Origin of the sequence: Vibrio sp. IB15, assembly GCF_016406055.1 — a bacterium.
In the GTDB taxonomy this organism is placed as follows: Bacteria; Pseudomonadota; Gammaproteobacteria; order Enterobacterales; family Vibrionaceae; genus Vibrio; species Vibrio chagasii.
Genome location: NZ_JAEFCE010000107.1, coordinates 1 through 5,939, shown reverse-complemented (window position 1 = coordinate 5,939; position 5,939 = coordinate 1). Strand labels below are relative to the sequence as shown.

The following is a 5,939-nucleotide window of genomic DNA, read 5'->3' as shown; positions in this document are numbered from 1 at the left end:
ATTATCTCTCAGAAGAAGGATCGGTCAACCGATCCTTATCTGATCTACATTGCGAATCTAGATTCGGGCTTTGTCTCTTTGGTTGTTCTACTATTCATTATCAATTGGCTTTAATACTCGGCATGGGTTACCGACTGCGACCACATTGTCTGGAATATCTTTGGTCACAACACTACCCGCACCGATCACACTATTCTTACCAATATTCACGCTTGGGCAAATAATCACGCCAGCACCAATCCAAGCATTGTCACCAATCGTGATTGGCGTACCGAACTCAACGCCTTCATCAACACGGCTCTTTACATCCAATGGGTGACCTGCCGCAAGCACTTGTACATTAGGGGCAAACAGCACATTGTCGCCAATCGTTACTTCAGCCATATCTAACACGACACAATTAAAGTTGGCGTAAAAGTTCTTACCGAGCTTAATGTTTGAGCCGTAGTCGCAGCGAAATGGTGGTTCTAAATATACAACTTTGTTTATGTTGAGAATATTGGCTGTGAGGATAACCAAGCTGGAGATGCCGGAGATGATGCAGAACTGGACAAGCTGTTGCTCGACGCATACTGGCAGTTAGTTGGAGACAATGACAGTATCTATCTTGGTGACCTCGGCACTAAATTGAAGCAATTAGACAGTGCTTTTGACCCTAGAAGTTACGGTAGCGCAAGCCTAAAGAAACTGATCATTAATAAAACGACCCAACTGGAAATTCATGATGTTCGAGACGACCGTTGTTACGTGCGCCTTGCCAACGCTATAGGTACGGTGAAAGCGACACCTAAGAAAGGTAAAGGTTTTGCATTTATTGTGTGCCAGGGAGAGGAGTTTTATTTTCGTAAGGATGACTTGATGGACGAAAAACACTGGTCAAAGATAAAATCAAACCAGAAGGTCTACTTTCAAAAGAGCTCAAAGCACCATGGCCCCGCTCCTGGAGCAACAAATATTAAGATTGTCTGATTTAACAAAAAATAGCCCAACATTGTTGCCCTTGTTGCTTAAGAATTGTCTTTTGCGGAATTAATATTTTGGGCTGAAGTTAACTTCAGCACTTAACCTGAGGCAAATCTGCCCAAGATGTCGTGTACTGCGGTGTTAGAAGTTGACGCCGCATTTGCCACTTTTGCCCAATGCCTTGAGCGCCAAGGAATACCGTATTCTGGCCAAAACGTTGATTCAGACCATCAAACACCGACATTAACGGCGTATTGTTTGGGGCTGGGTTAAACAAGTCCGCTTGCTCTTGCCTCCCATCAACCAAATCCAATAGCCCAACTCCCACTTTGTAAAAGCGCACGCCTTCTGAAAAGAGCTGCGCTGTGAGTTCAGAAACCACTTGAGTGATTTGCGTGACATCCGCTGTTGGGTAGGGGAACCGGTGGACGACACGCCGGTTATAGGGCGCATCATCAAAGGGCGAACTCGAGGCAAAGCACATTAGCACCTTACATAAGGATTGCTGCTTTCTTGCTTTACGCGATGCAATGCCCGCGTGGTGGCACAACGCCTGACGTAATAAGGTTTCGTCTTCAATGCGTTCGCCAAAGCTGCGCGTAGAAAAGATCTGTTTTTTATCGGCTCTTGCTTCATCCCACTGTTTACAGACTTGGCCATTGAGCTCACGCACAGTGCGTTCCAACTCCACATTAAACACCTTGCGGGCCAATGGCGCCGGGTACTTGGCCAGTTGTAACGCGGTGGTGATACCAAGGTGTTTTAGGTGAGTCGTCAGCCGTTTTCCTACTCCCCACACATCACTGACTGAGAGCTGAGCAAGGACGCGTTCGCGTTCCACTAAAGTATCGAGCACGCACACCCCATCAAACCCAGCGATTTTCTTTGCTGCATGATTGGCTATTTTGGCTAGAGTTAACGTCGGTCCAATGCCCACACACACAGGTAACCGACATTCTCGCCACACCGATTTTCTGAGGGTTTGCCCATGCTCACGAAGACACGGTATCGCGAGCGCCGTTCGCTCGAAAGAGAGAAAAGATTCATCGATAGAGTAGATGTGCTGCTCAGGAGCAAATCGGCCGATGACTTCCATCATCTTGCTCGATAAGTCACCGTAAAGCTCATAGTTAGAAGAGAGCGCGATAACGCCGCGTTGCTCGCACAGTGCTTTCATCTGGAAGTAGGGCTTAAACTTCTCGACTCCGCACTCTTTGGCTTGGCGGTTTGCCGCGACTACGCAACCATCATTATTGGACAGGACAACAACAGGCTTACCACGCCATTCGGGGCGAAAGACTTGCTCGGCGCTGCAGTAAAACGCATTGGCATCAACCAGGGCAAACATTACCCTTGCCCCAATAAATGACTGGCCCGGTGACAGCGTATCGAACGTATGACGACGCCTTCCACTGTGAAGGTGTCGCAATCTTGGACCAAAACTGGTGCGTGGCCAGGGTTAGCAGAAAGCAGCTGGCGATGCTTAATATCAAGCAACTTACACACGAATTCGCCATTCAGGTTGGCCACAATCACATCCATATTACTCAAGGTGACATGGCGATCGACAATCAGAATATCCCCATCGAAGATACCGACCCCTTGCATCGAGTCGCCGCTCGCGCGCCCTAAAAAAGTCGCGCTTGGGTGCTCGACCAGTAACTCATCTAAATCAAGCGAAAGTTGGCGGTACTCCGCAGCAGGTGACTCAAAGCCAGTGATGCCAGCACGGGCTGAAATAGGAATAACGTTCATAAATAATACTGTTTATATATACAGTATTATTATGGGTAAAAATGCCCCGGAGCGCAAGCCTGTGATTCGGCTAAGTAACATCTTAATGACACATTCTTCACTAAGAGGTGAGTTTGTATTTGGGGAAAACCGGCATACACAAATACTATTGACCAATCTATCAATAAAACAAGGAGGGACCCCTTTCTTCCTTTGTGCTAGAAAAACAGCTCCCAATCGGGAGCCTCTGTTTGCACTAAGTGACGTTACGTTAAATAGGTATCACAATAACTAACAGTGATGGTGTTCGATTAAAATTACACGTCTAATTGTGCCCACTTGCCTTTTCTGGATATTGTTAACAAATCACCATTTAAACGTAAGTTTTTTAATGAAGAATAAATCATATCCTCGTCAACCTTAGCAACTTCAGATAACTGCTGAAAACTTACCATGCCTCCCTCGTTATACAAAAAACTAAAGATCCTATGATTTCTGCTTTGCTTCCTGTATTTGGCAATGGTCTTCCCCCCTTTTTTTACATGAAAGACATTAGATTCACTAATGTACTCAAGGGGGTCTTGAGTAAACAACAAAAACACGACTATATGCACATAAACTACAATTAAATTAACCACTATGTACAACAAATGAACCTCTACATCAGCTAATCTTAAACAAAAAAGGTTTTACTAAAGGCTTACGATTCAAGAGGCGTTAGAGCACTCAAGGGTTCAGGGAGCCTAATTAGCCTACATACGTCCTTTATAACCTTTTCATCCATGACCAATTCCATTCTTTTTTGATCAATATTACATAGAGTTTTCAGAGCTCCTGTTTGAGCTGTCCACCCCATTTTTTTCCAGTTAGAAACTTGCTCAAATTGAGCCTGAGAGTCACTCTTTCCAGCTAACCCCTGCTCAATAACGTGAAAGGCATACTCACTGGCTAAATGATGAACTTGAGCCAAGTTATCACTGTGCGGTTCTTTTCCAGTGAACACCCAAATTAAAACTGAGACTGTAATCGCCCATGAAACAGCAGAACTCGCAAGAAATAAATTTTTCAAAACACTTAATACCAATTAAAAAACAAAAAAACAAAGTGATAACATGTTGATTTTAATGAAAAACACAACATAAGTGCAATTAGTTTAATATTACTTTTAAGCCGTGTATACCATAAGTGGATAAATTCTATTAACGTTCTCATTCATTACGATTTATTGAAGTGATTTATGAGCGACATTAATCTTGAATCAAAACTTGAAGACGTTACCTTTTGGTGCAAATCAATCCTTACCCAGCCTGAAGATAAAAATTCTATTGGTTACCTTTATGTTCATGCTCAACTGTTATTGGATGAAATACAAAACACAAACCTAATTGCAAAAAAAACCATAACCAATAAGACAGAGAGAGCTAAAACTTAATAAGTTGGGTTATGTTAAAACCAACAAGACAAATGCATGGAAGTTGGAGTAAATCAAACAACTAACGGGCGACTTCGCTATCGAAAACAGCCCTCAGAGCACCTAAAAAGCTCCTAGTTGCTTTTAGGACGCCTATCCAGTCCGATGCCATTCCATAACGCCTTGTAAGGTTTTGATGCTTTTCAGAGTTATTTAAAGGGCAAAAGGCGACACAATACGCCTTTTCTCATTCCCATTCCTCAACCTGTTCTAAAAACCGCTCAAAGTCCTCACGTGTCACGATCGTCTCGCCATTCTCGGCAAGCACAACATTCAACGCAGCCACCATTTGGCCAACGGGCGGGTTTAATGTGGCTAACTTTTCGAACAAGTGGACTAAGCGAATATCGATGGTAAAGCGACCTTCTTGTGACATTGTCACGCCTCCAGTGGTTTACGAAGGAAGTGCGGGCGTTAGCCCCGCCCAGTTATGCTTGAACGGCTTGAGCCAGTTCACCCAGTGGAACATAAACCGCTTTGCTGTCTTCACGCCAAAAGCGCACTTTACGCACCGACCAACCACAACGAATAAAATCTTTATTAGCGAGGTAGGTACCGGCACCCATTGAATAGTTTTCTCGATGTTCACTACTTTGCGTTTTATCCGCTAAAAACGTCGTATCTTCATGGTTTAAGCACGCTTTGCGCAGCTCTGGGAACAACCGACGCGTATGTTTAGACCAGGCGAGAACAATCGTTTTTTCGGTATTAAAGCGGTAGTCATCACCATAAGGATCGCTACTTTCCTCATCAAATACGGTGTACGTGGCCACAATGACACCCTGCGCCCAATCCGGTATGAAAAGCGATGCCTGAAACGCCTTCTCTCGTTCTACTTGCTGTTGGTGCGCCGCTTTTGTTTGTTTAGCCTTGGCCTGCTCCTCGGCTTCTTGTTGCGCTTTCGCTAAACGGGTGCGCGCTAACACCTGAGATCGAGCCAGCGCCACCGTATGCCGATTTAACTGATAGGTTTTAAGCAATGCGAGCAGCTCACGCCCTTGGGCGTGAGTAAAGTACCAATGCGACGGTTCACTTTTCTCAAGCGATAGAGCGTACTCGAGGACACGAAAACAGTGGTCCGCAAACCCACACTCATTACCGCCGCAACCCAAATCGACGCGGCAACGATGCTGATGGCCACCTTCGAACTTCACCGTTACTTCTGTTTTGTCGTAACCACCTACTGGATTATCCAAAGCGGCTTTCAGTGCAATGGCCTCAAAAATTTCGAACTCAAACTCTTCACCCGTTTGTAGCCTGGAAGATTCAGACCAGTGAATCACAACAGACAGCGGCGCCACCTTCATTGTTGTAGAGCCTGACGGATGCAACGGGGATACGTTGCTCGCTTTTGCGGGCTTAGTGCTGTGAGTTTGCGAAGAAAGGGAATGTGACATGGTGTGCTCCTTGGGTTGTTAGGGTTTCATCGTCGTTTTCGCCTAACTTCCCGGTAGCCTGCATGGTTTTCACTGGCAAAAGCGCGCAGCGTTCATTTCACTTTTTCTAGTGAAGTTCTGCAGGCGAAGGATAGAAGTGGCGTAAACGAAACGTTGAAACCCAGCCCAAGGACAAAATAGAGCACAAACACCACGCATACTCCGACAGCACTTGGCCGCAAAAGCGAAAGCTTGCCTAGCCCTGATTGTGACCGGAACGGCCAAGACAATGGGAAATACGCTGTTTGTATTTTTTATTGGCTTGGTTGAGCCACCGATTGAGTGAGGAACGTATATGGACTCCCCTAGTATTGCAAGGAAACGAGTAAAGGTAT

The 5,939-nt window shown here is 45.3% G+C and carries 7 protein-coding genes and 1 pseudogene; 2 read left to right on the top strand and 6 right to left on the bottom strand.

The window, feature by feature from the left end; all coding sequences use genetic code 11:
- Positions 1–90 precede the first annotated feature (90 nt).
- Positions 91–474 (bottom strand): annotated as a pseudogene (locus tag JC606_RS22560) (sugar O-acetyltransferase); the annotation flags it as partial.
- 84 nt (positions 475–558) lie between these two features.
- Here JC606_RS22560 and JC606_RS22555 point away from each other — a divergent pair.
- The gene (locus JC606_RS22555; RefSeq protein WP_198779489.1) at positions 559–969 is read left to right on the top strand and encodes an OST-HTH/LOTUS domain-containing protein; all 411 of its coding nucleotides are present in this window, start codon (positions 559–561) and stop codon (positions 967–969) included.
- 85 nt (positions 970–1,054) lie between these two features.
- On the opposite strand, the gene JC606_RS22550 is transcribed toward JC606_RS22555, so the two are convergent.
- The 3 genes from JC606_RS22550 to JC606_RS22540 form a co-directional block, all read right to left on the bottom strand.
- On the bottom strand, positions 1,055–2,311 hold the full coding sequence (locus tag JC606_RS22550; protein WP_198779488.1) for a Y-family DNA polymerase: 1,257 nt from the start codon (positions 2,309–2,311) through the stop codon (positions 1,055–1,057).
- The gene (locus JC606_RS22545) at positions 2,311–2,718 is read right to left on the bottom strand and encodes a LexA family protein (protein WP_137406158.1); all 408 of its coding nucleotides are present in this window, start codon (positions 2,716–2,718) and stop codon (positions 2,311–2,313) included. The genes JC606_RS22550 and JC606_RS22545 overlap by 1 nt, the downstream gene beginning before the upstream one ends.
- A gap of 679 nt (positions 2,719–3,397) precedes the next feature.
- On the bottom strand, positions 3,398–3,766 hold the full coding sequence (locus JC606_RS22540) for a hypothetical protein (protein ID WP_004741862.1): 369 nt from the start codon (positions 3,764–3,766) through the stop codon (positions 3,398–3,400).
- Between the two features lie 168 nt (positions 3,767–3,934).
- Here JC606_RS22540 and JC606_RS22535 point away from each other — a divergent pair, with 168 nt between their 5' ends.
- Positions 3,935–4,129 carry a hypothetical protein gene (locus JC606_RS22535; RefSeq protein WP_004741863.1) on the top strand — a complete coding sequence of 65 codons (195 nt, stop codon included), beginning with the start codon at positions 3,935–3,937 and terminating at the stop codon, positions 4,127–4,129.
- A gap of 226 nt (positions 4,130–4,355) precedes the next feature.
- Here JC606_RS22535 and JC606_RS22530 read toward each other — a convergent pair whose 3' ends face one another.
- Positions 4,356–4,544: a hypothetical protein gene (locus tag JC606_RS22530; RefSeq protein ID WP_198779487.1), complete on the bottom strand. Its 189-nt coding sequence runs from the start codon at positions 4,542–4,544 to the stop codon at positions 4,356–4,358.
- A gap of 52 nt (positions 4,545–4,596) precedes the next feature.
- Positions 4,597–5,565 (bottom strand): LPD25 domain-containing protein, encoded by a 969-nt coding sequence (locus JC606_RS22525; RefSeq protein ID WP_198779486.1) that lies wholly within the window; start codon positions 5,563–5,565, stop codon positions 4,597–4,599.
- Between the last annotated feature and the right edge of the window lie 374 nt (positions 5,566–5,939).

Coding starts and splice junctions, on each gene's coding strand:
- JC606_RS22550 (WP_198779488.1), bottom strand. CDS start 2,311: ATGTTTGCCCTGGTTGATGCCAATGCGTTTTACTGCAGCGCCGAGCAA.
- JC606_RS22545 (WP_137406158.1), bottom strand. CDS start 2,718: ATGAACGTTATTCCTATTTCAGCCCGTGCTGGCATCACTGGCTTTGAG.
- JC606_RS22535 (WP_004741863.1), top strand. CDS start 3,935: ATGAGCGACATTAATCTTGAATCAAAACTTGAAGACGTTACCTTTTGG.
- JC606_RS22530 (WP_198779487.1), bottom strand. CDS start 4,544: ATGTCACAAGAAGGTCGCTTTACCATCGATATTCGCTTAGTCCACTTG.
- JC606_RS22525 (WP_198779486.1), bottom strand. CDS start 5,565: ATGTCACATTCCCTTTCTTCGCAAACTCACAGCACTAAGCCCGCAAAA.